We start from the raw sequence: 22,316 nt of genomic DNA, 5'->3' as shown, positions 1-22,316 counted from the left end.
TGACGGCTTCCCGCCATGTTACCGACCGGTCACGAAACTCACGATCCTTGACGCATCGAAAAAGCCCTTTTGGTAAGATTGGCGCGGGTTCCGGCCCCGTCGACGCGTTCCCCCAGCCGTCGCGACACCGCCTTTTCCATGCAACGATACGACCTGATTGCCTGCCACGAATGCGACGCACTGTTGCATAAACCGCGCCTGAGCGGCCGCGAGATCGCGCGCTGTCCGCGCTGCGACGCGCTGCTTTATCGCAACAGCACCACGCAGATCGAGCGCATCACCGCGCTCGCGGTCGCCGCGCTCGTCACGTTCATCATCGCGCAGACGTTCCCGATCCTGGAAATGGACCTGAACGGCACGCGCGTGCAGACGACACTGATCGGCGCGATCGACGCGCTGTGGCGTCAGGACATGGCGATCGTCGGCGTGATGGTGTTCTGCTCGACCGTGCTGTTCCCGCTCGTCGAGATGGCCGCGCTGCTGTACGTGCTGCTGCCGATCCGGCGCGGCATCGTGCCGCCCGGCCTGAACCTCGTGCTGCGCACGATCCAGCTCGTGCGGCCGTGGGGGATGATCGAGGTGTTCATGCTCGGCATCCTTGTCACGATCGTGAAGATGGTGAGCCTCGCGCGCGTCGTGCCCGACGCGGCGCTGTTCGCGTTCGGCGCGCTCACGCTGATGACCGCCGTCGTGCTGATGTTCGACCCGCGCACGCTGTGGGACATCGCCGACGACCTGCGCGCCGGCCGCGCGCCGGAGCGGCCCGACGCCGCCGCGCCGCTGCCGGACGCACCCCGCCGATGACGAGGCCCATGCCGACCGCCGCCCGCGAGGGTTACGCCAGCTGCCACGCGTGCGGGCTCGTGCAGACGATCGACCAGCCGCACGCGCATTGCGCGCGCTGCGGCAGCGCGCTGCACGTGCGCACGCCGAACAGCATCATGCGCACGTGGGCGCTGCTGCTCGCGGCCGCGATCCTCTACATTCCGGCGAACCTGCTGCCGATCATGCGCACGTCGTCGATCGTCGGGTCGCAGCAGGACACGATCATGAGCGGCGTCATCTATTTCTGGACGTCCGGCGACTGGCCGCTCGCCGTGGTCGTGTTCGTCGCCAGCATTCTCGTGCCGATGCTCAAGCTCGGCGTACTGACGATCCTCGTCACCAGCGCGCAGCGTCGCGCCGCCTGGCGGCCGCTGCAGCGCACGCGTCTCTACCGGATCGTCGAGCGCATCGGCCGCTGGTCGATGCTCGACATCTTCGTCGTGACGCTGACCGTCGCGCTCGTCCATTTCCGTTCGCTCGCCGTCATCACGGCCGGCCCCGGCGCGCTCGCGTTCGGCTCGGTCGTGATCCTGACGATGCTCGCGTCGATGCAGTTCGATCCCCGCCTGATCTGGGATCCAGTCGAAACCTCAGGGAATCACCATGAATAGTCCACAAGGCCCGCAGCACGACGCGCCCCGGCCGCCCGATCCGGCGATCTCGACGAAAAGCGGCTGGCTGCCGTCGCTCGTCTGGCTCGTGCCGCTGATCGCCGCGCTGATCGGCATCGGCCTCGTGATCAAGTCCGTGCGCGAGCGCGGCCCGGAAATCACGATCAGCTTCCACAGCGCCGAAGGGCTCGAGCCGGGCAAGACCCAGGTCAAGTACAAGGACGTCGAGATCGGCATGGTCAAGACGATCAAGCTGTCGAAGGACCTGTCGCGCGTGCTGGTCCAGGTGCAGCTCAAGAAGGAAGCGGAGGACTTCGCGGTCCAGGGTTCGCGCTTCTGGATCGTGCGGCCGCGCGTCGGCGCGACCGGCGTCTCGGGGCTCGGCACGCTGCTGTCCGGCGCGTACATCGGCGTCGACGCCGGTCACGGCCAGGACACGCTGACCGACTTCACCGGCCTGGAGACGCCACCCGCCGTCACCGGCGACCAGAAAGGCACGCAATACGTGCTGCGCGGCGATTCGCTCGGCTCGGTCGACATCGGCTCGCCGGTCTACTACCGCCGCGTCCAGGTCGGCCAGGTGGTCGGCTTCTCGCTCGACAAGGACGGCACGGGCGTCACGTTCAACGTGTTCGTCAATGCGCCGTACGACCAGTACGTCGGCCTGAACTCGCGCTGGTGGCAGGCGAGCGGCGTCGACCTGCGGCTCGATTCGAGCGGCCTGAAGCTGAACACGCAGTCGCTCGCGACGGTGATCCTCGGCGGCATCGCGTTCCAGACGCCGCCGAACCAGGGCAGCGGCGCGACCGCACCGAACAACACGACGTTCCGCCTCGGCTCCGACGAGGGCGACGCGATGCGCGACCCGGACGGCCAGCCACTGCAAGTCGTGATGAACTTCAGCCAGTCGCTGCGCGGGCTCGCCGTCGGCGCGCCGGTCGACTTCCGCGGCATCGTGCTCGGCGAAGTGACGAACATCGGCATCGACTTCGATCCGAAGACGAAGAACTTCCTGATGCCGGTGACGATCAACGTGTATCCGGAACGCCTCGGCCGCCGCTTCCGCGAGACGATCGAGAGCAAGGGCGAACCGGCGCGCCGCGAGATCGTCGAGCGGCTCGTCCAGCACGGGCTGCGCGGCCAGTTGCGCACCGGCAACCTGCTGACGAGCCAGCTGTACGTCGCGCTCGACTTCTTCCCGAAGGCGCCGGCCGTGAAGATCGACACGAGCCGCCTGCCGCTCGAACTGCCGACCGTGCCGAATACGCTCGACGAGTTGCAGCTGCAGGTCGCCGACATCGCGAAGAAGCTCGACAAGGTGCCGTTCGACCAGATCGGCGCGAACCTGAACAGCGCGCTCGCGAACGCCGACAAGCTGTTCAAGCAGCTCGACACGCAGGTCGCGCCGGAAGCGCGCGACACGCTGTCGGCCGCGAAGCAGACCTTCTCGACCGCCGAGGCGACGCTGCAGCAGGATTCGCCGCTGCAGTCCGACGTGCGCGGCGCGCTGAAGGAACTCACGCGCACGCTGCAATCGCTGAACGCGCTCGCCGACTATCTGGAGCGCCACCCCGAATCGCTGCTCAAGGGCAAGCCAGGAGATAAACAATGACGACACGCGTGAACGGTTTCGCGAGCGGCGCGGCGACGGCGCTCGCCGTACTCGCGCTCGCCGCGTGCAGCTCGCCGCCCGCACGGTTCTACACGCTCAGCCCGGCCGACGCCGCGGCGCCGCTGCGCACCGCGCCGGCCAATCCGGCGTTCCTGATCGAGGTGCCGTCGGTCGGCGTGCCCGAGCAGGTCGCGAAGAGCCAGCTGGTCGTGCAGAAGAACGCCGCGCAGGTCGACGTGCTCGAGCAGGAACGCTGGGCGTCGCCGCCCGCCGACGAGATCCGCCGCGCGCTGTCGGACGATCTCGCCGCGCAGCTCGGCACGATCGACGTCGCGAATTCCGCTTACCCGCCCGGCGTGCCCGTGTACCGCATCAGCGTGAACGTGCAGCGCTTCGAATCGTGGCCGGGCAAGCGCGCCGCGGTCGACGCCGTGTGGAGCGTGCGCTCGCTCGCCACGCAGGCCGTGATGACCTGCCGCACGAGCGTCGCGGAACCGGTCGCCGACGGCTACGACGCGCTCGTCGCCGGCCACCGGCGCGCGCTCGACGTGATCGCCTCGCAAGCCGCGGACGGCGTGCGCGCGATGGCCGCACGCCGCGGCACGGCGGCGACGGCCACGCCCACGGCCGGCGGCAAGACGGCCGCCGCGCCGGTCGTGCCGTGCCCGGCCAGCCCGACGTCCGGCGGCGATGCCGGCGCGACGGGCAAGTCCGGCGCATAAGCGGACGCGGACGGCGCGCGGGCGAACGTTCGACACGACGTGCGACTGCGCGGTGTCGAATGGCGCCGCCCGGCCAGCCGTGCCCGCGAGTATCGTCGGCCGCACGCCGCCGCAGCCGGCTTCGCCGATCGCCGTCATTGGCCAAGCGGTCGTTGACATTCTTTGTCAAAGCCGCCGGAACCCGCGCCATGCAACGCGGTCGGCTTGCGTTTTCCGGCCCGATTGACGATCCTACGCACTTTCAGGCTCGCGCCGTTCGCCGTGCGCACCAGCCAGCGGCGCCGGGCCGCGTTCGGCCCGACCGCCATGCCTCCCGGCGCCCGCACGCGAATCGCGTGCATCGCAGCGGGGCAGCCGCATCGCGGGTCGCCGCCCGTCGTCCGGCACCGGCCCCGTCTCACCCGTTCTCACCGGCGCCGCGCCGTTGCTCCGGCCGGCATCCCGAACCCGCCCGTCCCGGGCTTTCGCTATTCCGTTTATGTTTCGTTCCCTGACGACCCTGATCAAGAAGTGGCGCGCGTCGCGCAATGCCGGTCACCAGCTCGATGCGCTGCTCGCGCACGCCGATGCCGACGCGTCGTACGCCGAGCGCAGCGAATGGCTGATCGAGCTCGCGCACTGGCTGCGCCGCAACGGCACGGTGCAGGACGCGCAGGCCGAACGCGACGCCGACACGCGCGCGTATCCGGCCCATGCGCGGTTGCGCTACCTGTTCCACGTGCTCGACCGCAATCCCGCGTGGAAAGCGCACGCCGCACGCATCCTGCGCGGCATCCTGCGCGAGTGCGACGGCATCTCGCTGCTGTGCGATGCAGGCATGCCCGTGCATTCGGGCTTCTTCGGCGCGCTGTTCGAGCGGATCGACTCGTCGCTGATCCCGCCCGCGCCGAACCGCCGCGAGCTGTCGGCGTTGTTCACGCTGATGTTCCCGACGCCCGAGGACGCGAAATGGATCGACGCGCTGCCCGACGACCTGCTCGCACGCCTGGCCGAGCTGATCTCGTTCGACGTCACCGAAGAAGAGCGCCACGAGCCCGGCTCGTTCTCGCGCGACCTGCTGGCCGCGCTGCACAACCTGACCTGCCAGATCAGCTCGACGGGCCTGTCGCAGACGGTGCGCAGCCGGCTGTCCGACGACGATGCGCGCAAGCCGCTCGAATCGCAGCCGTTCTACCGCCTCACGCGCGCGATGCTCGCGGTCGAGACCGCGCATGCGGCCGTCGAGGACGGCGGCGACCCGAGCAAGCTGCTGCACGAGGTGAACTACCTGCGCGTGCTGCTCGACGAATGCCGGATCGCCGTCGACGACGTGTTCGCGCACCTGTACCGCAACGGCGTGTCGGTCGACATCGTGTTCCAGGTCGAGCGGATGCGCATGCGCATCCTGCGCGCCGAAACGCTGCTGAACGCATGGATGGCGCGCGACGACCTGCATGGGATGGCGCACCTGACCGCCGAGCTCGTCGACGCGAACCAGAACAGCCAGAGCGTCGCGCACCTCGTGCGCAGCAACTTCTCGCTGTTCGCGCGCAAGCTCGTCGAGACCAACGCGGACACCGGCGAGCACTACATCTCGCGCGGCCGCGCCGAGTACCTGAAGATGCTGCGGATGGCCGCGGGCGGCGGCCTCGTCACCGTCGTGACCGTGTGCGTGAAGTTCGCGATCACGGGCGCGCACCTGCAGTCGATGCTCGAAGGGCTGCTCGCGGGCATCAACTACGCGGCCAGCTTCATGCTGATGCACTTCCTGCACTTCACGCTCGCGACCAAGCAGCCCGCGATGACCGCGCCGACGCTCGCGCGCGAACTCGACGACACCGGCCACGAGGAAGGCGTGAAGGCGTTCGTCGCGTCGGTGATCGCGCTGATCCGCACGCAAGCGGCCGCGATTTCCGGCAACGTGCTGGTCGTGCTGCCGGTGTGCCTGCTCGTGCAGCTGTTCGCGAGCAACGTGCTGCACGCGAACCTGATCTCGCCGGAGAAGGCGCACGCGACGCTGCATTCGTTCTCGCTGCTCGGCCCGACGCCGTTCTACGCCGCGCTCACCGGCGTGCTGCTGTGGGCGTCGAGCCTGCTCGCCGGCTGGGCCGACAACTGGTTCGTGCTGCACCGGGTCGGCGATGCGCTCGCGTACAACCGCCGGCTGCGCCTGACGCTCGGCGCGGCCGGTGCCGCGAAGCTCGCGCACTTCTGTCGTTCGAACGTCGCCGGCGTGGTCGCAAACGTCGGCCTCGGCCTGATGCTCGGCCTGATCCCGGCGATCGTCACCGTGTTCATGTTCCCGTTCGAGGTGCGGCACGTGACGCTGTCGGCCGGCTCGATCGGGATCGCGCTCGGCGTGCTGGGCAAGGGTGCGCTCAGTACGCCCGAACTGTGGTGGGCCGGCGCCGGCGTGCTGAGCATGGCGATCCTCAACGTGCTCGTGAGCTTCGCGCTCGCGTTCACGATGGCCGTGCGCTCGCGCAGCCTGCGCCCGACCAAGGTGCGCGCGCTCGTCGCGGCGATCGTCCGCACGGTGCTGTCGAATCCGCTCGCGCTGTTCTGGCCGGCGGGCAACCCCGCCGCGCGCGCCGGCCAGCCGGGCGCGCACTGACCTGCGGCGGGGTGCGAGGCGGCCGGTCGCCGCCGCGCCGCCCTTCCGGCGCGCACCTATGACCGTCGCGCCGGCGCCGCCGCGCCGAAACGCCGGCCCCGGTCGTCCGCGCCGCGTACAATAGTGGACTTTTGCACGTCCTCACCCGCCTTATGTCCTCGCCCACCCTGTTCGAATTCTTCGCCCCCTGCCCGCGCGGCCTCGAAGCGGCGCTTGCCGCCGAGCTGGCCGAAATCGCCGGCCGCCACCTGAACGGCGCGCCGTTCACCGCGGGCGCGCAGGTGCCGGGCGGCGTCCATTTCAGCGGCGGCTGGGCCGCCGGCATGGCCGCGAACCTCCATTCGCGGATCGCGAGCCGCATTCTGCTGAAGATCGCGCACGGCCCGTACCGCAACGAGCAGGACGTCTACGCGCTCGCGCTCGAGCAGCCGTGGGAGCGCTGGTTCGCGTCGACGCAGACGCTGCGCATCGACATCACCGCGATCAAGTCGCCGCTGAAGAGCCTCGAATTCACGACGCTGCGCGTGAAGGATGCGATCTGCGACCGGATGCGCGAGAAAACCGGCGCGCGCCCGAGCATCGACACCGGTGCGCCGGACGTGCGCGTGTTCGCGTTCCTGACGGCCAACGAATGCACGCTGTACCTCGACACGTCGGGCGAGCCGCTGTTCAAGCGCGGCTGGCGTCTCGACAAGGGAGCGGCGCCGCTGCGCGAGAACCTCGCTGCCGGCATCCTGCGCCTGACGGGCTGGACGCCCGGCACCGCACTGTACGACCCGATGTGCGGCAGCGGCACGTTCCTCGCGGAAGCCGCGCAGATCGCGCTCGGCGTGGCGCCCGGCGTCGAGCGCCGGTTCGGCTTCGAAAAGCTCAAGCAGTACGACATTACCGCGTGGCAGGGGCTGAAGGTCCCGGCGCTCGACGCGAAGCGCGCGGCGCGCGCCAGGCGCGGCGAAGCGCTCGGCGTGTACGGCAGCGACATTTCCGGCGACATGCTCGAGAAGGCGCGCGCGAACCTCGAACGCGCGGGCGTGCCGTCGGTGTGGCTCAAGCAGGTCGACGCGCGCGGGATGACGCCGCCGTCCGACGGGCCGGGCATCCTCCTCGCGAACCCGCCGTACGGCGAGCGGATCGAAGTGCGCGGCCGCAGCGCCCGCGGCGAGGTGCGCGAAACCGGCCGCAACCGCGGCAACGACGACGCATTCCGCCGCACGCACACCGACGCGCCGGACAGCGAGTTCTTCAACGCGCTCGGCGATGCGCTGAAGCAGCGCTTCACGGGCTGGCAGGCGTTCCTGCTGACGTCCGACCGTTCGCTGCCGGGCCAGTTGCGCCTGCGCGAATCGGCCAAGACGCCGTTGTTCAACGGCGCGCTCGAATGCCGGTTGTTCCGCTTCGACCTGATCGCCGGCAGCGTGAAGGCGCGCCCGGCGGCCGCGGAAGGCGACGCGTAAGCCAGCCGTCCGCTGTCACGAGCAACGACGTCCAGGGGCCGCCATCGCGGCCCCTGTGCTTTTGCGCGACCGGTCAGTGCTTCGACTTCGACCAGCGCGCCATCGTGAACGGCAGCGCCTGCCCGGTCTCGAGCAGCGTCTTCAGGCTCGACAGCACGACCGGCCAGCCGCCGCGAATCCCGCGATCCATCTCCGAACCGGGCACCAGCCCGTCGTGCGTGACGGTCAGTTTCACGACGCCCTCGTACGGCTCGACCAGATAGGTCACGCGTGATTCCTCGCCCTCTCCCGACGGCGTGCGCCACGTGACGACCAGCCGGCGCGGCGGATCGTTCTCGACCACTTCGCCGACGATGTCGACCCGTGACGGGTCGTCGTAGTCCTGATGTTCCCAGCGCGACCCCGGCCGCCAGTCGGGCGACGCGTTGCGATGCCGCACCCAGTAGTCCTTCGTCAGCTCGGCGTTGGTCAGCGCATCGAACACGCGCTCGGGCGTGGCCGCGATGAAGGTCACGTACACAAAGGCGGGATTACCCATCGTCATCTCCTGTGTCGCGGGGCGCTTCCAGCCCGCGCTTGAGATCCGCCAGCGCCTGCAGGCGCTGACGCTCGAACTTGCCGATCCAGCGTTCCGCGATGTCATGGATCGGCACCGGATTCAGGTAATGCAGCTTCTCCCGGCCGCGCCACGTCGTCGCGACGAGATTCGCGGCCTCGAGCAGCGCAAGGTGCTTGCTGACGGCCTGCCGGCTCATCGCGAGCCCGTCGCACAGCTCGGACAGCGTCTGGCCGTTTTTCGCATGCAGCAGGTCGAGCAACTGACGGCGCGTGGCGTCGGCCAGCGCCTTGAAAACGAGGTCCATGCCGCTCCCGGGTCGATGACCTCATTATGCAACCAAATGGTTGCATGTCAAGGGTGACAACTCTACTGACAATACGGTGTCAGCAGCCCGCGATCACACTGCAATCCCGGCGCAATGCAGGCTGGTTTCCACACCGAATCCGCATAACAACGCAAACAACGCAACAAGGAGCTCGTCATGACGTCAGCAACCGCTACTGCCACCCTGGAACGCGCGATCGCCTGGTTCGACATTCCGTCCCTCGATTTCGACCGCGCGATCCGCTTTTACGAAACCGTGCTGCAAACCACGTTGCAGCGCGAAATCATCGGCGGCGTGCCGATGGCGACCTTCGATCGCGACGCGTCGAGCACGGGCGGCAGCATCGTGTTCGATCCGCAGCAGATGAAGCCGAGCGCGAACGGCGTGCTCGTCTACCTGAACGCCGGCGAATCGGTCGTCGCGGCGCTCGAACGCGCGAAGCGCGCGGGCGGCGTCGTGCAGGGCTCGGTCGTCGAGCTGCCGAACAACTACGGCTACGTCGGCTACCTGATCGACACGGAAGGCAACCGCGTCGGCCTGCACGCGCCGAAATGCCACTGAGCGCGGCGCTCAGCGGGCCGGCGCGGCGCTATCATCGCGAAGTCCCCGTAGCCAGAGGAATCGAGGTGCTGTCATGACCCGCCGTGCCGACCGCCTGTTCCAGATCGCCGAGCTGTTGCGCGGGCGTCGCCTCACGACCGCGCAGCAACTGGCCGACTGGCTGTCGGTGTCGCCGCGCACGGTCTATCGCGACGTGCGCGACCTGCAACTGTCAGGGGTCCCGATCGAAGGCGAGGCCGGCATCGGCTACCGGCTGAACCGCAACGCGAGCCTGCCGCCGCTCACGTTCACGGCCGAGGAGCTGGCGGCGCTCGCCACCGGCGCGCGCATGCTCGAGACCTGGGGCGGGGCGCGTTTCGCGAGCGGCGCACGCTCGGCGCTCGCGAACATCGCGTCGGCGATGCCGGCCGACAAGCGCACGGCGCTCGACCGCCTGCCCGTGTTCGCGCCGTCGTTCCACATCGACGAGACGTTTTGCGCGAAGGTCGACGCGATCCACCAGGCGATCGACACGCGCCACATCGTCAGCTTCGGCTATCGCGACCGGCTCGGCGCGCATTCGCAGCGCCGCGTATGGCCGCTCGGGCTCGTCTACTGGGGCGGGCGCTGGACGATCGGCGCGTGGTGCGAGCTGCGCGACGATTTCCGCACCTTCGACATCGCGCGGATGGGCGACATCACCGTGCACGAGCAGTTCCCGGACATGGAAGGCCGGCGGATCGCCGACTACATGCGGATCGCGGAAGCGCCGATGCGCTGACGCGACGCGGCGGCGCGCACCCGCCGCCGCCCTTCGTTTTCCGCGCGCCGTGTGGCGCCCACCTCCGCTTTCGCTACCCGCCGAATACCACGGGCCGCTTCGGCCGCTCGTCGACGTGCAGCGAAAACACGTCCGCACGCGCATAGTGGCCGACGACGTCGAAGTCGTAGCGCGCCTTCACGAGCTCGTCGGTGTCGATACGGGCGGTGACGAGCCCGGCCTCGCCGATCAGCGGCTCCGTCAACGGGTCGCCGAGCGGCCCGACGATCACGCTGCCGCCGCGGATCAGCGGCCGCTCGGGGTCCCAGCCCGGCACGTCGATGCCGAGCGCGCGCGGCGACGGCTGCACCTGGCACGCGCTCACGACGAAGCAACGCCCTTCGTGCGCGATGTGCCGCATCGAGCTTTGCCACACGTCGCGCTCGTCGACGGTCGGCGCGCACCAGATCTGCACGCCTTTCGCGTACATCGCGCAGCGCAGCAGCGGCATATGGTTCTCCCAGCAGATCGCGGCGCCCGCGCGGCCCGCGGCCGTCTCGACGACGGGCAGCGTCGAGCCGTCGCCCTGCCCCCAGATCAGCCGCTCGGTGCCGGTCGGCATCAGCTTGCGGTGCTTCGCGACGAGCCCGTCGCGCGGATCGAAGAACAGTGCCGTGCAGTACAGCGTGCTGCCGCCGCGCTCGATCACGCCGACCACGAGGCTCGCGCCGGTGCGCTGCGACAGCGCGGCCAGTTCGTCGGTTTCGGGCCCCGGTACGTCGATCGCCTGCGCGGCGTAGCGCGCATACGCGTCGCGCCCTTCGGGCAACCGGTAGCCGAGCCGCGTGCCGAAGATTTCGCCTTTCGGATAGCCGCCGAGCACGGCCTCGGGCAGCACGACCAGCGACGCGCCGCTGTCGCGGATCGCGGTTTCGTAGCCGAGGATCGTGTCGAGCGTGGCGCGCGTGCCGGCGGGCGATGCGCCGATCTGCAGCGCGGCGATGACTGACGTGGACATGAAGGCGTCTCCGGTGAATGCGGTGAATGGGATGACGCCATCTTTGTCGATATCATTTCATCGATCAAATCGATACAACGATAACTGACATGAATATGGATGATATCGCCGGGCTCGACCTGAATCTGCTGAAGGTGTTCGAGGCGCTGTACGAGGAAGGCGGCGCGAGCCGCGCGGCGCTGCGGCTCGATCTCACGCAGTCGGCGGTCAGCGCGGCACTCGGGCGGCTGCGCGTGATCTACGCCGATCCGCTGTTCGTGCGCACCGGCCGCGGGCTCGCGCCGACGCCGCGCGCCGACGAACTGAAGCCGATCCTGTCCGACGCGCTCGACCGCTGCCGCGAAAGCCTCGCGATCGCGGCGGACGGCGGCGAGCGCGTCGGCCGCACGATCTCGATCGGGCTGTCCGACGATTTCGAGATCGCGCTCGGCCGCGCGCTGATCGATGCGGTCGCGCAAGCAGCCGCCGGCATCCGGCTGATCTTCCGGCAGACCCACAGCGGCATCGCCGGCGACGCGCTGCTGCGGCACGGCGTCGATCTCGCGATCGCGTCGGGCGGATTCTCGGCGAACGGCCTCAGCAGGCACGCGGTCGCCACCGGCGGCTATGCGTGCCTGATCGATCCAGCCGGCCGCGCACGGACGCCGCGCACGCTGACGCTCGCCGAGTTCCTGCGGCGCGACCACCTGCTCGTGTCGTCGGGCGGCGTGATCGGCATCGTCGACGAGGCGCTGGCCGCGCTCGGCCACAAGCGGCGCGTCGCGGCGTCGACCACGCATTTCGCCGCGCTGCCGTACCTGCTCGCCGGCTCCGACGCGGTCGCGACGATTCCCGCGCATGCGGCGCGTGCGATCGCGCAGGCGACTTCGCTGCGCGCGCTCGCGTGCCCGGTCGACCTGCCGCGCTATCCGGTCGAAATCGGCTGGCGCACGAGCACGCAGCGCGACCCGGCGATCGTGCGCGTACGCGACGCGATCGCCGCCTGCGTCGCACGCCTCGTCACACCATGAAAAAGACCCGGCCGGCTTGCACCGGTCGGGCCTGTCCGGAGGCGCGGCGCCGCGCATCGAAGCGGGCGCCGCGTAGCCGGGGCGGGCGTTACTCGACGGCCTTCACCATGTCCTCGATGACCTTCTTCGCATCGCCGAACACCATCATCGTCTTGTCCATGTAGAACAGGTCGTTGTCGAGACCCGCGTAGCCGGCCGCCATCGAGCGCTTGTTGACGATCACCGTGCGCGCCTTGTACGCCTCGATGATCGGCATCCCCGCGATCGGCGATTTCGGATCGTTCTTCGCGGCCGGGTTCACGACGTCGTTCGCGCCGAGCACGAGCACCACGTCCACCTGGCCGAATTCGCCGTTGATGTCCTCCATCTCGTGCACGATCTCGTACGGCACTTCCGCTTCCGCGAGCAGCACGTTCATGTGCCCCGGCATCCGCCCGGCAACCGGGTGGATCGCGTACTTCACGTCGATGCCCTTCTCGACCAGCTTGTCGGTCAGCTCCTTCAGCGCGTGCTGCGCGCGGGCGACGGCGAGCCCGTAACCCGGCACGATCACGACCGATTCCGCGTTGCCGAGCATGAACGCCGCGTCGTCGGCCGAACCCGACTTCACCGGCCGCTGCTCCTGCGCGCCCGCCGCACCGCCGGCCGCCGCTTCGCCGCCGAACCCGCCGAGGATCACGTTGAAGAACGAGCGGTTCATCGCGTGGCACATGATGTACGACAGGATCGCGCCCGACGAGCCGACCAGCGAACCGGCGATGATCAGCATCGCGTTGTTCAGCGAGAAGCCGATGCCGGCCGCCGCCCAGCCCGAGTACGAGTTCAGCATCGACACGACCACCGGCATGTCCGCGCCGCCGATCGGGATGATGATCAGCACGCCGAGCACGAACGCGATCGCCGTCATGATGATGAACGGCAGCCACGCCTGCGTGATGAAGAACAGGATGCCGAAGCCGAGCATCGCGATCGCGAGCATCAGGTTGATCAGGTGCTGGCCGGCATACACGACCGGCGCGCCCTGGAACAGCCGGAACTTGTACTTGCCCGACAGCTTGCCGAACGCGATCACGGAACCGGAGAACGTGATCGCGCCGACGAACGTGCCGATGAACAGCTCGACGCGGTTGCCGTACGGGATGAAGCTCGACGACACCGCGTCCTGCGGCACGAGCCCGAACGCTTCCGGCTCCGACACCACCGCGTACGCGATGCACACGGCCGCGAGACCGATCAGCGAGTGCATCGCCGCGACGAGTTCCGGCATCTTGGTCATCTCGACGCGCGCGGCGACGAATGCGCCGACGCCCCCGCCGACGATCAGCGCGCCGAGCACGAGCGCGAGGCCGAGCGGCAGGTTCGCGCCGAGCCACGCGGCCTGCTTGACGATCAGCGCGATCGTCGTGAGGATCGCGATGGCCATCCCGACCATCCCGAACAGGTTGCCGCGCCGCGCGCTCTTCGGGTTCGACAGGCCCTTCAGCGCCTGGATGAAGCACACCGACGCGACGAGGTACAGCAGCGTAACGACGTTCATGCTCATCGCGCGCCCTCCTTGCCGCCCTCGACACGCTTGGGCTCCTTCTTGCGGAACATCTCGAGCATGCGCCTCGTCACGAGAAAGCCGCCGAACACGTTGACGGCCGCGAGCGCGACCGCGAGCGTGCCGAAGAACTTGCCGGTCGCGCCGACGGTGAGCGCGGCCGCGAGCATCGCGCCGACGATCACGATCGCCGAGATCGCGTTGGTCACGGCCATCAGCGGCGTATGCAGCGCCGGGGTGACGTTCCAGACGACGTGGTAGCCGACGTACACCGCCAGCACGAAGATGATCACGTTGATCACCGTGTGATTGATGACTTCCATGGTCTCCTCCGTTATTTGCGCGCGAGCTCGCCGTCGCGGCACAGCAGCGTCGCGGCGACGATGTCGTCGGTCAGGTCGATGTTCAGCGTGCCTTCCTTCGTGACGATCAGCTTCATGAAGTCCAGCAGGTTGCGCGCGTACAGCGCCGACGCGTCCGACGCGACCATCGATGCGAGGTTCGTGTAGCCGGCGATCGTCACGCCGTGGTGCACGATCACCTGGTCGGCGACGGTCAGCGGGCAGTTGCCGCCCTTGCGGCCGTCGATTTCCGGGCCGCGGCCGGCCGCGAGATCGACGAGCACCGAGCCGGGCTTCATCGACTGCGCGGTGTCGACCGAGATCAGCGTCGGCGCCGGACGGCCGGGAATCAATGCGGTGGTGATCACGATGTCGGCCTGCTTCGCGCGCTCGTGCACGAGCGCGGCCTGGCGGCCGAGCCACGACGGCGGCATCGGGCGCGCATAGCCGCCGACGCCCTGCGCGGCTTCGCGCTCTTCGTCGGTTTCGAACGGGACGTCGAGGAACTTCGCGCCGAGCGACTCGATCTGCTCCTTCACGGCCGGCCGCACGTCGGACGCCTCGATCACCGCGCCCAGCCGCTTCGCGGTCGCGATCGCCTGCAGGCCCGCGACGCCCGCGCCGAGAATCAGCACGCGCGCCGCCTTCACGGTGCCCGCGGCCGTCATCAGCATCGGCATGAAGCGCGGATACAGCGATGCGGCCACCAGCACGGCCTTGTAGCCGGCGATGTTCGCCTGCGACGACAGCACGTCGAGACTCTGCGCACGCGTGGTGCGCGGCGCGGCCTCGAGCGCGAAACCGGTCACGCCGGCCGCGGCGAGTTTCGCCGCCTGTTCGCCGTTGAACGGCTCGAGCATGCCGACCAGCACGGCGCCGCGCTTGAGCAACGGCAGTTCGGCGTCGGTGGGCGCCTGGACCTTCAGCACGAGGTCGGCGGCAAAAGCGGCCGACTGGTCGGTCAATTCGGCACCGGCGGCCACATAGGCTTCATCGGGATAGCTGGCTGCGCTGCCGGCCCCTTTCGCGATACTGACGCGATGGCCGGCCGCCGCGTATTTCTTCACGGTTTCCGGCGTCGCAGCCACACGCGCCTCGTTGGCCCGCGTTTCAGCAGGCACTCCAATATGCATCGTCAGTTCCTCCAGTCATTGTCAGTATTTCTTTTCTTGCGATTTTTACTGCGCAACGAGCCGGACAGGCTGACTTACCGGCTCACGAGCAACGGCTTTCACGCTGCACTTTAACCGAAAGCGATGGCCCCGCCAGCACTTTCCGCACGACCGTGCTCGAATGCGACATGCGCTTGACCCGTGCCGTCACGCATCCCCGGCACGGACGATCTGCCGGGGTCGGATTCGTCTAACCAGACGGCCGGCAGCGTTCGGGCGCAACCGGTAAAATGCCGAACCATGAAACCCGAACTCTGGACCCCGCATGTGACGGTCGCCGCGCTCGTCGAGCGCGCCGGCCGCTTTCTCGTGATCGAGGAAGAAACCTCGACGGGCCTGCGCATCAACCAGCCGGCCGGTCATCTCGAAGCCGGCGAAACGCTGGCCGACGCCGTGATCCGCGAAACGCTCGAGGAAACCGCGCACCCGTTCACGCCCGACGCGCTCGTCGGCGTCTATCTCGCGCACTACGAGCGCCCCGGCAGCGCCGGCGCGACCTACCTGCGCTTCACGTTCTGCGGCACGGCCGGCGAGCCGATCGCGGGCCATGTGCTCGACGACGGCATCGTGCGCACGCTGTGGATGACGGCCGACGAGCTGCGCGCGTGCAGCGAGCGCCATCGTTCGCCCGCGGTGATGCGCTGTGTCGACGACTATCTCGCCGGGCGGCGCATCCCGCTCGATTTCGTGCACACGCATTCGGTCGCCCCGCGCCCCGAGGCATTCGAACGTCAGGCGGTCAGCAAATGAGCAAGCGCCGTGTAGTGGTGGGCATGTCGGGCGGCGTCGATTCGTCGGTGACCGCGTGGCTGCTGAAGGAACAGGGCTACGACGTGGTCGGCCTGTTCATGAAGAACTGGGAAGACGACGACGACGGCGAGTACTGCTCGACGCGCCAGGACTGGATCGACGTCGTGTCGGTGGCCGACCTGATCGGCATCGACGTGGAAGCCGTCAACTTCGCCGCGGAATACAAGGACCGCGTATTCGCCGAGTTCCTGCGCGAATACTCGGCCGGCCGCACGCCGAACCCCGACGTGCTGTGCAATGCCGAGATCAAGTTCAAGGCGTTCCTCGACCACGCGATGTCGCTCGACGCGGAAATGATCGCGACCGGTCACTACGCACGCGTGCGCGAACGCGACGGGCGTTTCGAACTGCTGAAGGCTTTCGATCATACGAAAGACCAGTCGTACTTCCTGCACCGGCTGAACCAGGCGCAACTGTCGAAGACGATGTTCCCGCTCGGCGAGATCCCGAAGACGAAGGTGCGCGAGATCGCCGCGCAGATCGGGCTGCCGAATGCGAAGAAGAAGGATTCGACCGGCATCTGCTTCATCGGCGAACGGCCGTTCCGCGATTTCCTGAATCGCTACCTGCCGACCAAGCCGGGCCCGATGAAGACGCCCGACGGCAAGGTGGTCGGCGAGCACATCGGCCTCGCGTTCTATACGTTCGGCCAGCGCAAGGGCATCGGCCTCGGCGGCAGCAAGAGCGGCAGCGGCGAGCCGTGGTTCGTCGCCGCGAAGGACATCGCGTCGAACACGCTGTACGTCGTGCAGGGCCACGATCATCCGTGGCTGCTGTCGCGCGAGCTCGTCGCCGGCAACGTGAGCTGGGTCGCCGGCGAGCCGCCGGCCGACGGCTTCGCGTGCGGCGCGAAGACGCGCTACCGGCAGGCCGACGCGGCGTGCGTATTCGGGCTGGCCGCGACAGGCGCCGAGGCCGCCGGCCCGGCAGGCGAAGCGCGCTTCTCGCTCGCGTTCGACGACGCGCAATGGGCCGTCACGCCCGGCCAGTCGGCCGTGCTGTACGACGGCGAGATCTGCCTCGGCGGCGGCATCATCGAATCCGCGGCCACCGGCCAGCCCGGTCAGGCCACGTCGACGGGCCACGCGCCGGCACTCGCCGAAGCACGCTGACATCCATTCGGTTTAGACTTGCGGCACGTCGCGCCCGGCGGAACACGATTCCGCCGCGGCCGGCGCGCCGCCGCGCAGCGTACGCATGGCGGTATTTCAAGATTCTTACGGAGTCCCCATGCTTTCAAGACGCTACCTCGCGATGTGGTGTGCTGTCCTGCTGCTCATCGCCGCGGCCGCACTCGCGTCGATCCACGTGCTTTCGTGGCTGTGGATCATCCTCCCCGTCGCCCTCGTCGCGCTCGGCCTGTACGACCTGAACCAGGACCGCCACGCGATCCTGCGGAACTACCCGCTCTGGGGCCACTTCCGCTTCCTGTTCGAATTCATCCGACCTGAAATCCGCCAGTACTTCGTCGAGGACGACACCGACGAGAAACCGTTCTCGCGTGCGCAGCGCAGCCTCGTCTACCAGCGCGCGAAGAACGTCGCCGACAACCGCCCGTACGGCACCGAGCTGAACGTGAAGGCCGTCGCGCACGAATGGATCAGCCATTCGCTCGCGCCGACGAAGCTGCCGAACCACGATTTCCGCATCCGCGTCGGCGCGAGTCGCGCGCAACCGTACGACATTTCGATCTTCAACATCTCGGCGATGAGCTTCGGCTCGCTGTCCGCGAACGCGATCCGCTCGCTGAACCTCGGCGCGAAGAAAGGCGGCTTCGCGCACGACACCGGCGAAGGCTCGCTGTCGAAGTACCACCGCGAGCACGGCGGCGACATCATCTGGGAAATCGCGTCCGGCTACTTCGGCTGCCGCAACGACGACGGTACGTTCAATCCGGACAAGTTCGCGAAGCAGGCCGCCGATCCGCAGGTCAAGATGATCGAGGTGAAGCTGTCGCAGGGCGCGAAGCCCGGCCACGGCGGCGTGCTGCCGGCCGCGAAGATCACGCCCGAGATCGCCGAGACGCGCGGCGTGCCGATGGGCAAGGACTGCATCTCGCCCGCGACGCATTCGGAATTCTCGACGCCGCGCGGGCTGCTCGAATTCGTCGAGCGGCTGCGCACGCTGTCCGGCGGCAAGCCGACCGGCTTCAAGCTGTGCATCGGCCATCCGTGGGAATTCTTCGGGATCGCCAAGGCGATGCTCGAGACCGGCATCGTGCCCGACTTCATCGTCGTCGACGGCGCGGAAGGGGGCACCGGCGCGGCGCCGCTCGAATTCACCGACCACGTCGGCGTGCCGCTGCAGGAAGGGCTGCTGCTCGTGCACAACACGCTCGTCGGAATCGGCGTGCGCGATCGCGTGAAGCTCGGCGCGAGCGGCAAGATCATCACCGCGTTCGACATCGCGCGCACGCTCGCGATCGGCGCGGACTGGGTGAACTCGGCGCGCGGCTTCATGTTCGCGGTCGGCTGCATCCAGGCGCAGCACTGCCACACCGACCGCTGCCCGACCGGCGTCGCGACGCAGGATCCGGTGCGCCAGCGCGCGCTCGTCGTGCCCGACAAGGCCGAGCGCGTGTACAACTTCCACCGCAACACGCTGCATGCGCTGCAGGAACTCGTGCAGGCGGCCGGACTCGCCCATCCGTCCGAGCTGCGCGCGCATCACATCGTGCAGCGGGTCGCGCCGCACGAGGTGCGATTGATGTCGCAACTGCTGAAGTACCTGAAGCCCGGTGCGCTGCTCGACGGCCAGACCTGCGGCTTCTCGCTGTACGACAAGTGGTGGCCGATCGCGCGCAGCGATTCGTTCACGCTCGGCGAAGCCGTGTACGCATCGATCGAGTGACGCACGCGGCCGCTCCGCTGCGGCGGCCCACGCGACAAAAAGAAAAGCGCCCCGCGGGGCGCTTTTCTTTCGTCTGCCGAATGCGCGCGGGCCGGGCCGCGGCTCAGTTCTGCGGCAGCGTATCGGCGAACGACGGTCGCTGCTGCAGCTTCACGAAGTGCTTGTCGAGGTTCGGGTGGCGATCGCGCCAGTTGAGCTCGGGCATCCGGAAGTCGAGGTAGCCGAGCGCGCAGCCGAGTGCGATGTCGGCGAGCGTGTAATGATTACCGACGCACCACGTCTTGCCGCCGAGCCCCTGCGACATCGCGACGAGCGCATCGTCGATCTTGCGTTGCTGGCGCGCGATCCAGCTCGGGCTGCGCTGCCCTTCTTCGCGCAGCGTGTGTTCGAGACGGATCGCGACCGCCGCGTCGAGCACGCCGTCGCCCAGTGCTTCCCAGCAGCGCACTTCCACGCGCTCGCGGCCCGACGGCGGAATCAGCTTGCCGACCGGCGACAGCGTATCGACGTATTCGCAGATCACGCGGGAATCGAACACCGCGGCACCATCCTCCATCACGAGGCACGGGACCTTGCCGAGCGGATTCGAAGCATGAATATCCGTCTCCGGCGCCCACACGTTCTCGAGCTCCAGCTTGTAGTCGATCTTCTTTTCAGCAAGCACGATCCGCGCCTTTCGGACGTACGGGCTGCTGAGCGAACCGATTAATTTCATCATCTGCCTTTTTAAGGGAACCGCCGAGAGTATACGTTGTCGTCGATCATAACCGGCCGGTGCAGCCGGGTAGAAAATCGCCCGTCCGGCCTGTGGATGGTTTGCAACAGCGGCCGCGCGGGCCCAGTCGGTGCGGCTTCCGGCCCCACTCTCACGCACGGCGTCACGCGGCGCTACAATCGCACGAATGAACGCGCCCCTCGATACCGCCATCGCCGTCGATGTCTACCGCCAGCGCCGTGAACGCGTGCTTGCCGCACTGCGTGCCGCGGGCGGCGGCGTCGCCATCGTCCCCACCGCGCCGGAAATGCTGCGCAACCGCGATACGGCCTACCCGTACCGGTTCGACAGCTACTTCCATTACCTGACGGGCTTCACCGAGCCGGATGCCGTGCTCGTGCTGAACGCGGCCGCGCCGCACGGCGCGCCGGAATCGATCCTGTTCTGCCGCGCCAAGAACGTCGACCGCGAGATCTGGGAAGGCTTCCACTACGGGCCCGAGGCCGCGCGCGACGCGTTCGGCTTCGACGCGGCGTTCGCGGTCGACGTGATCGACACCGAGATGCCGCGCCTGCTCGCCGATGCGGGCACCGTCCACTACCGGTTCGGCGCATCGGCCGACTTCGAGCGCCAGCTCGCCGGCTGGATCGACGCGGTGCGCGCGCAGGCACGCGCGGGCGTCGCCGCGCCGGACGCGCTGCTCGATCTCACGCCGCTGCTCGACGACATGCGGCTCGTGAAGGACGAACACGAACTCGCGATCATGATGCGCGCCGCGCACATCTCCGCGCTCGCGCATCGCCGCGCGATGCAGGTGTGCCGCCCCGGCATCCGCGAATACGAGCTCGAGGCCGAGCTGCTGTACCTGTTCCGCAAGCACGGCGCGCAGGCGCCCGCGTACGGCTCGATCGTCGCGGCCGGCGCGAACGCGTGCGTGCTGCACTACCCGGCCGGCAACGCGGCCGCGCGGGACGGCGACCTGATCCTGATCGACGCCGCCTGCGAACTCGACGGCTATGCATCCGACATCACCCGCACGTTCCCGGCGAACGGGCGCTTCTCGCCCGCGCAGCGCACGCTGTACGACATCGTGCTCGCCGCGCAGCAGGCCGCGATCGACGCGACGCGCGCGGGCGTGCCGTTCGAGGCGCCGCACGACGCGGCGGTACGCGTGCTCGCCCAGGGGCTGCTCGACACCGGCATCATCCCGAAAACGCGCTTCTCGAACGTCGACGACGTGATCGCCGAGCGTGCGTACACGCGCTTCTACATGCACCGCACCGGCCACTGGCTCGGCATGGACGTGCACGATTGCGGCGACTACCGCGAGCGGCTCGCCGCGCGCGACGCCAACGGCGCGCTGCCGTGGCGCACGCTGAAGCCCGGCATGACGCTCACCGTCGAGCCCGGCCTGTATGTGCGCGCGGCCGACGACGTGCCGCCCGAGTACTGGAACATCGGCATCCGCATCGAGGACGACGCGATCGTGCGCGAACACGGCTGCGAACTGATCACGCGCGGCGTGCCGGTCGCGGCCGACGAGATCGAGGCGCTGATGCGCGCGGACGCATGACCGGCCGCCGACCGTACCCTCCGTTTCACGAATCAAGATGACGACCGCTTCCTCCCCGGCCACGCCGGACTACGACCTCGCCATCGTCGGCGCGGGCCCCGTCGGGCTCGCGCTCGCCGGCTGGCTCGCCCGCCGCAGCGCGACGCAGCACGCGTCGATCGCGCTGATCGATGCGCGCGAACCGGCCGCGAGCGCGAACGACCCGCGCGCGATCGCCGTGTCGCACGGCAGCCGCGTGCTGCTCGATACGCTCGCATGGCCCGCCGACGCCACGCCGATCGAACATATCCACGTGTCGCAGCGCGGCCATTTCGGCCGCACGCTGATCGACCGCGACGAACACGCGCTCGCCGCGCTCGGCTACGTGGTGCGCTACGGCTCGATCGTGCAGGCACTCGCGGGCGCCGTACGCGGCACGCGCGTCGACTGGCTCACGTCGACCACCGCGCACACGCCGCAGCAGGATGCCGACGGCGTCACGCTGACGCTCGACGGCCCGCAAGGCGAACGCACGCTGCGTGCGCGCATCGTCATCAACGCCGAAGGCGGGCTGTTCCACCAGCAGCAGGCCGATACGGGCAAGCATCGCCGCGACTACGGCCAGACCGCGCTCGTCGGCACGGTCACGGTATCGGCGCCACGCCCGAACGTCGCGTGGGAACGCTTCACGCACGAAGGCCCGCTCGCGCTGCTGCCGCTGGGCGGGCCGCGTCAGGCCGACTACTCGCTCGTCTGGTGCTGTACGCCCGACGAAGCGGCGCGACGGGCCGCGCTGCCCGACGATGCGTTCCTGCGCGAGCTCGGCAGCGTGTTCGGCGAACGCATGGGCGAATTCGTCGCGATCGCCGGGCGCGCGTCGTTCCCGCTCGGCCTGAACGCCGCGCAGACGCTCGTCAACGGCCGCATCGCGATCGTCGGCAATGCCGCGCAAACGCTGCATCCGGTGGCAGGCCAGGGGCTCAACCTCGGCCTGCGCGATGCACACACGCTCGTCGACACACTGTCCGCACAAGGCTTCGAAGCGACCGCGCTCGCGACCTTCAACGCGCGCCGCGCGCTCGACCGGCGCTTCACGATCGGCGCGACCGACACGCTGGCGCGCCTGTTTACGATCGATGCGGGCCCGCTGCCGCTGCTGCGTGGCGCGGCGCTCACCGCGCTCGAATTCGTGCCGCCGCTCAAGAAGGCGATCGCACGCCAGATGATGTTCGGCCAGCGCAACTGACACGCGGCGCGCCGCACCGCCTCTCCAGGCAAACCGGGTCAAATCGGCGGGGCATGGG

At 68.9% G+C, this 22,316-nt stretch carries 21 protein-coding genes; 14 read left to right on the top strand and 7 right to left on the bottom strand.

The features are described 5' to 3' along the window. Nucleotides 1–138 precede the first annotated feature (138 nt). From DTA15_RS19320 to DTA15_RS19295, 6 genes are all read left to right on the top strand, one after another. Nucleotides 139–804 carry a paraquat-inducible protein A gene (locus DTA15_RS19320; protein ID WP_012492950.1) on the top strand — a complete coding sequence of 222 codons (666 nt, stop codon included), beginning with the start codon at nt 139–141 and terminating at the stop codon, nt 802–804. Between the two features lie 8 nt (nt 805–812). After that, nucleotides 813–1,436, top strand: a complete 624-nt coding sequence (locus DTA15_RS19315) for a paraquat-inducible protein A (RefSeq protein WP_012492951.1) — start codon at nt 813–815, stop codon at nt 1,434–1,436. After that, nucleotides 1,429–3,048, top strand: coding sequence for a PqiB family protein (locus DTA15_RS19310; protein WP_006482664.1), 1,620 nt, complete (start codon nt 1,429–1,431; stop codon nt 3,046–3,048). Before DTA15_RS19315 ends, DTA15_RS19310 begins: the two co-directional genes overlap by 8 nt. Beyond that, complete coding sequence (locus DTA15_RS19305) at nt 3,045–3,770, top strand: PqiC family protein (RefSeq protein ID WP_006497516.1); 726 nt, start codon at nt 3,045–3,047, stop codon at nt 3,768–3,770. The genes DTA15_RS19310 and DTA15_RS19305 overlap by 4 nt, the downstream gene beginning before the upstream one ends. A gap of 478 nt (nt 3,771–4,248) precedes the next feature. Continuing rightward, nucleotides 4,249–6,363: a site-specific recombinase gene (locus tag DTA15_RS19300; RefSeq protein ID WP_006493515.1), complete on the top strand. Its 2,115-nt coding sequence runs from the start codon at nt 4,249–4,251 to the stop codon at nt 6,361–6,363. A gap of 152 nt (nt 6,364–6,515) precedes the next feature. After that, nucleotides 6,516–7,817 (top strand): THUMP domain-containing class I SAM-dependent RNA methyltransferase, encoded by a 1,302-nt coding sequence (locus tag DTA15_RS19295; RefSeq protein WP_006483445.1) that lies wholly within the window; start codon nt 6,516–6,518, stop codon nt 7,815–7,817. A 73-nt stretch (nt 7,818–7,890) separates the two neighbouring features. On the opposite strand, the gene DTA15_RS19290 is transcribed toward DTA15_RS19295, so the two are convergent. Both DTA15_RS19290 and DTA15_RS19285 read right to left on the bottom strand, forming a co-directional pair. After that, nucleotides 7,891–8,355, bottom strand: coding sequence for an SRPBCC family protein (locus tag DTA15_RS19290; RefSeq protein ID WP_006493327.1), 465 nt, complete (start codon nt 8,353–8,355; stop codon nt 7,891–7,893). Then, complete coding sequence (locus tag DTA15_RS19285; protein WP_006483451.1) at nt 8,348–8,680, bottom strand: ArsR/SmtB family transcription factor; 333 nt, start codon at nt 8,678–8,680, stop codon at nt 8,348–8,350. The genes DTA15_RS19290 and DTA15_RS19285 overlap by 8 nt, the downstream gene beginning before the upstream one ends. A gap of 177 nt (nt 8,681–8,857) precedes the next feature. On the opposite strand from DTA15_RS19285, the gene DTA15_RS19280 reads away from it, so the two are divergent. Both DTA15_RS19280 and DTA15_RS19275 read left to right on the top strand, forming a co-directional pair. Continuing rightward, on the top strand, nt 8,858–9,262 hold the full coding sequence (locus DTA15_RS19280; RefSeq protein WP_006483432.1) for a VOC family protein: 405 nt from the start codon (nt 8,858–8,860) through the stop codon (nt 9,260–9,262). A gap of 73 nt (nt 9,263–9,335) precedes the next feature. Next, the gene (locus tag DTA15_RS19275) at nt 9,336–10,022 is read left to right on the top strand and encodes a helix-turn-helix transcriptional regulator (RefSeq protein ID WP_006483440.1); all 687 of its coding nucleotides are present in this window, start codon (nt 9,336–9,338) and stop codon (nt 10,020–10,022) included. A gap of 73 nt (nt 10,023–10,095) precedes the next feature. On the opposite strand, the gene DTA15_RS19270 is transcribed toward DTA15_RS19275, so the two are convergent. Beyond that, nucleotides 10,096–11,019, bottom strand: a complete 924-nt coding sequence (locus tag DTA15_RS19270) for a carbon-nitrogen hydrolase family protein (RefSeq protein WP_006483427.1) — start codon at nt 11,017–11,019, stop codon at nt 10,096–10,098. 89 nt (nt 11,020–11,108) lie between these two features. Between DTA15_RS19270 and DTA15_RS19265 the strand changes: the two genes are divergently transcribed. Then, nucleotides 11,109–12,029 (top strand): LysR family transcriptional regulator, encoded by a 921-nt coding sequence (locus DTA15_RS19265; RefSeq protein ID WP_006483426.1) that lies wholly within the window; start codon nt 11,109–11,111, stop codon nt 12,027–12,029. Between the two features lie 88 nt (nt 12,030–12,117). Here DTA15_RS19265 and DTA15_RS19260 read toward each other — a convergent pair whose 3' ends face one another. The 3 genes from DTA15_RS19260 to DTA15_RS19250 are packed head-to-tail and all read right to left on the bottom strand — an operon-like array spanning nt 12,118 to nt 15,046. Next, nucleotides 12,118–13,572 carry an NAD(P)(+) transhydrogenase (Re/Si-specific) subunit beta gene (locus DTA15_RS19260; RefSeq protein WP_006483443.1) on the bottom strand — a complete coding sequence of 485 codons (1,455 nt, stop codon included), beginning with the start codon at nt 13,570–13,572 and terminating at the stop codon, nt 12,118–12,120. Beyond that, nucleotides 13,569–13,895 carry an NAD(P) transhydrogenase subunit alpha part 2 gene (locus DTA15_RS19255; protein ID WP_006476884.1) on the bottom strand — a complete coding sequence of 109 codons (327 nt, stop codon included), beginning with the start codon at nt 13,893–13,895 and terminating at the stop codon, nt 13,569–13,571. The genes DTA15_RS19260 and DTA15_RS19255 overlap by 4 nt, the downstream gene beginning before the upstream one ends. An 11-nt stretch (nt 13,896–13,906) precedes the next feature. Beyond that, nucleotides 13,907–15,046, bottom strand: coding sequence for a Re/Si-specific NAD(P)(+) transhydrogenase subunit alpha (locus DTA15_RS19250; RefSeq protein WP_012492952.1), 1,140 nt, complete (start codon nt 15,044–15,046; stop codon nt 13,907–13,909). Nucleotides 15,047–15,325: 279 nt separating this feature from the next. Here DTA15_RS19250 and DTA15_RS19245 point away from each other — a divergent pair, with 279 nt between their 5' ends. The 3 genes from DTA15_RS19245 to DTA15_RS19235 all read left to right on the top strand — a co-directional run bounded on the left by DTA15_RS19245 (nt 15,326) and on the right by DTA15_RS19235 (nt 18,745). Beyond that, nucleotides 15,326–15,835 carry an NUDIX hydrolase gene (locus DTA15_RS19245; protein WP_006493325.1) on the top strand — a complete coding sequence of 170 codons (510 nt, stop codon included), beginning with the start codon at nt 15,326–15,328 and terminating at the stop codon, nt 15,833–15,835. Continuing rightward, nucleotides 15,832–17,007 carry a tRNA 2-thiouridine(34) synthase MnmA gene (gene mnmA / locus DTA15_RS19240; protein WP_012492953.1) on the top strand — a complete coding sequence of 392 codons (1,176 nt, stop codon included), beginning with the start codon at nt 15,832–15,834 and terminating at the stop codon, nt 17,005–17,007. Before DTA15_RS19245 ends, mnmA begins: the two co-directional genes overlap by 4 nt. 118 nt (nt 17,008–17,125) lie before the next feature. Then, on the top strand, nt 17,126–18,745 hold the full coding sequence (locus tag DTA15_RS19235; protein WP_006483441.1) for an FMN-binding glutamate synthase family protein: 1,620 nt from the start codon (nt 17,126–17,128) through the stop codon (nt 18,743–18,745). A gap of 103 nt (nt 18,746–18,848) precedes the next feature. Here DTA15_RS19235 and DTA15_RS19230 read toward each other — a convergent pair whose 3' ends face one another. Continuing rightward, nucleotides 18,849–19,463, bottom strand: coding sequence for a glutathione S-transferase family protein (locus DTA15_RS19230; protein ID WP_034178360.1), 615 nt, complete (start codon nt 19,461–19,463; stop codon nt 18,849–18,851). Nucleotides 19,464–19,647: 184 nt separating this feature from the next. On the opposite strand from DTA15_RS19230, the gene DTA15_RS19220 reads away from it, so the two are divergent. Both DTA15_RS19220 and DTA15_RS19215 read left to right on the top strand, forming a co-directional pair. Continuing rightward, nucleotides 19,648–21,033: an aminopeptidase P N-terminal domain-containing protein gene (locus DTA15_RS19220; protein ID WP_006483436.1), complete on the top strand. Its 1,386-nt coding sequence runs from the start codon at nt 19,648–19,650 to the stop codon at nt 21,031–21,033. Between the two features lie 37 nt (nt 21,034–21,070). Next, nucleotides 21,071–22,258, top strand: a complete 1,188-nt coding sequence (locus tag DTA15_RS19215) for a UbiH/UbiF/VisC/COQ6 family ubiquinone biosynthesis hydroxylase (RefSeq protein WP_006483428.1) — start codon at nt 21,071–21,073, stop codon at nt 22,256–22,258. The last annotated feature ends 58 nt before the right edge of the window (nt 22,259–22,316 follow it).

Source organism: Burkholderia cenocepacia (genome assembly GCF_900446215.1).
GTDB lineage: Bacteria > Pseudomonadota > Gammaproteobacteria > Burkholderiales > Burkholderiaceae > Burkholderia > Burkholderia cenocepacia.
This window is presented reverse-complemented; position numbering and strand designations above follow the sequence as displayed.

What these genes read in the sequence shown, in the direction of transcription:
- DTA15_RS19320 (WP_012492950.1), top strand. Translation starts at nt 139, where the DNA reads ATGCAACGATACGACCTGATTGCCTGCCACGAATGCGACGCACTGTTG.
- DTA15_RS19315 (WP_012492951.1), top strand. Translation starts at nt 813, where the DNA reads ATGCCGACCGCCGCCCGCGAGGGTTACGCCAGCTGCCACGCGTGCGGG.
- DTA15_RS19310 (WP_006482664.1), top strand. Translation starts at nt 1,429, where the DNA reads ATGAATAGTCCACAAGGCCCGCAGCACGACGCGCCCCGGCCGCCCGAT.
- DTA15_RS19305 (WP_006497516.1), top strand. Translation starts at nt 3,045, where the DNA reads ATGACGACACGCGTGAACGGTTTCGCGAGCGGCGCGGCGACGGCGCTC.
- DTA15_RS19300 (WP_006493515.1), top strand. Translation starts at nt 4,249, where the DNA reads ATGTTTCGTTCCCTGACGACCCTGATCAAGAAGTGGCGCGCGTCGCGC.
- DTA15_RS19295 (WP_006483445.1), top strand. Translation starts at nt 6,516, where the DNA reads ATGTCCTCGCCCACCCTGTTCGAATTCTTCGCCCCCTGCCCGCGCGGC.
- DTA15_RS19290 (WP_006493327.1), bottom strand. Translation starts at nt 8,355, where the DNA reads ATGGGTAATCCCGCCTTTGTGTACGTGACCTTCATCGCGGCCACGCCC.
- DTA15_RS19285 (WP_006483451.1), bottom strand. Translation starts at nt 8,680, where the DNA reads ATGGACCTCGTTTTCAAGGCGCTGGCCGACGCCACGCGCCGTCAGTTG.
- DTA15_RS19280 (WP_006483432.1), top strand. Translation starts at nt 8,858, where the DNA reads ATGACGTCAGCAACCGCTACTGCCACCCTGGAACGCGCGATCGCCTGG.
- DTA15_RS19275 (WP_006483440.1), top strand. Translation starts at nt 9,336, where the DNA reads ATGACCCGCCGTGCCGACCGCCTGTTCCAGATCGCCGAGCTGTTGCGC.
- DTA15_RS19270 (WP_006483427.1), bottom strand. Translation starts at nt 11,019, where the DNA reads ATGTCCACGTCAGTCATCGCCGCGCTGCAGATCGGCGCATCGCCCGCC.
- DTA15_RS19265 (WP_006483426.1), top strand. Translation starts at nt 11,109, where the DNA reads ATGAATATGGATGATATCGCCGGGCTCGACCTGAATCTGCTGAAGGTG.
- DTA15_RS19260 (WP_006483443.1), bottom strand. Translation starts at nt 13,572, where the DNA reads ATGAGCATGAACGTCGTTACGCTGCTGTACCTCGTCGCGTCGGTGTGC.
- DTA15_RS19255 (WP_006476884.1), bottom strand. Translation starts at nt 13,895, where the DNA reads ATGGAAGTCATCAATCACACGGTGATCAACGTGATCATCTTCGTGCTG.
- DTA15_RS19250 (WP_012492952.1), bottom strand. Translation starts at nt 15,046, where the DNA reads ATGCATATTGGAGTGCCTGCTGAAACGCGGGCCAACGAGGCGCGTGTG.
- DTA15_RS19245 (WP_006493325.1), top strand. Translation starts at nt 15,326, where the DNA reads ATGAAACCCGAACTCTGGACCCCGCATGTGACGGTCGCCGCGCTCGTC.
- mnmA (WP_012492953.1), top strand. Translation starts at nt 15,832, where the DNA reads ATGAGCAAGCGCCGTGTAGTGGTGGGCATGTCGGGCGGCGTCGATTCG.
- DTA15_RS19235 (WP_006483441.1), top strand. Translation starts at nt 17,126, where the DNA reads ATGCTTTCAAGACGCTACCTCGCGATGTGGTGTGCTGTCCTGCTGCTC.
- DTA15_RS19230 (WP_034178360.1), bottom strand. Translation starts at nt 19,463, where the DNA reads ATGATGAAATTAATCGGTTCGCTCAGCAGCCCGTACGTCCGAAAGGCG.
- DTA15_RS19220 (WP_006483436.1), top strand. Translation starts at nt 19,648, where the DNA reads ATGAACGCGCCCCTCGATACCGCCATCGCCGTCGATGTCTACCGCCAG.
- DTA15_RS19215 (WP_006483428.1), top strand. Translation starts at nt 21,071, where the DNA reads ATGACGACCGCTTCCTCCCCGGCCACGCCGGACTACGACCTCGCCATC.